Genomic DNA, 1,399 nt, shown 5'->3' with positions numbered 1-1,399 from the left:
GACCTATCAACGTCCTGGTCTCGAACGACCCTTCAAGGAGGTCAAGCCTCCAGGGATATCTCATCTTAAGGCGAGTTTCCCGCTTAGATGCTTTCAGCGGTTATCTCTTCCGAACATAGCTACCCGGCGATGCCACTGGCGTGACAACCGGTACACCAGAGGTTCGTCCACTCCGGTCCTCTCGTACTAGGAGCAGCCCCCTTCAAATATCCAACGCCCACGGCAGATAGGGACCAAACTGTCTCACGACGTTTTAAACCCAGCTCACGTACCTCTTTAAATGGCGAACAGCCATACCCTTGGGACCGGCTACAGCCCCAGGATGAGATGAGCCGACATCGAGGTGCCAAACACCGCCGTCGATATGAACTCTTGGGCGGTATCAGCCTGTTATCCCCAGAGTACCTTTTATCCGTTGAGCGATGGCCCTTCCATACAGAACCACCGGATCACTATGACCTGCTTTCGCACCTGCTCGACTTGTCGGTCTCGCAGTTAAGCACGCTTATGCCATTGCACTATCAGCACGATTTCCGACCGTACCTAGCGTACCTTCGTACTCCTCCGTTACGCTTTGGGAGGAGACCGCCCCAGTCAAACTGCCTACCATGCACTGTCCCCGACCCGGATCACGGGCCAAGGTTAGAACCTCAAACAAACCAGGGTGGTATTTCAAGGACGGCTCCACCGAAACTAGCGTTCCGGTTTCATAGCCTCCCACCTATCCTACACAGATCGGTTCAAAGTCCAATGCAAAGCTACAGTAAAGGTTCATGGGGTCTCTCCGTCTAGCCGCGGGTAGATTGCATCATCACAAACACTTCAACTTCGCTGAGTCTCGGGAGGAGACAGTGTGGCCATCGTTACGCCATTCGTGCAGGTCGGAACTTACCCGACAAGGAATTTCGCTACCTTAGGACCGTTATAGTTACGGCCGCCGTTTACCGGGACTTCAATCAAGAGCTTGCACCCCATCATTTAATCTTCCGGCACCGGGCAGGCGTCACACCCTATACGTCCACTTTCGTGTTTGCAGAGTGCTGTGTTTTTATTAAACAGTCGCAGCCACCAGTTTATTGCAACCCCTTCACCCTCCTGGCGCAGGCCAGTCAAGCTACAAGGGCGTACCTTATCCCGAAGTTACGGTACCAATTTGCCGAGTTCCTTCTCCCGAGTTCTCTCAAGCGCCTTAGAATACTCATCTCGCCCACCTGTGTCGGTTTGCGGTACGGTCATCGTTAGACTGAAGCTTAGAGGCTTTTCTTGGAACCACTTCCAATTGCTTCGCTCCCGAAGGAGCTCGCGCCACACCCTTGAATCCTGCGCCCGGATTTGCCTAAGCGCCTTCTCCAATGCAGCGACCGGGACGTCCAACACCCGGACAACCTTCCGCGATCCG

General features: G+C 54.1%; 1 rRNA gene. It reads right to left on the bottom strand.

Going from position 1 to position 1,399, the window contains the following annotated elements:
• A 23S ribosomal RNA gene (locus LGN10_RS33345) occupies nt 1-1,399 on the bottom strand; the annotation flags it as partial.

The sequence above is a fragment of the Burkholderia sp. AU32262 genome (genome assembly GCF_020419985.1).
Classification (GTDB): Bacteria; Pseudomonadota; Gammaproteobacteria; order Burkholderiales; family Burkholderiaceae; genus Burkholderia; species Burkholderia semiarida.
This window is presented reverse-complemented; position numbering and strand designations above follow the sequence as displayed.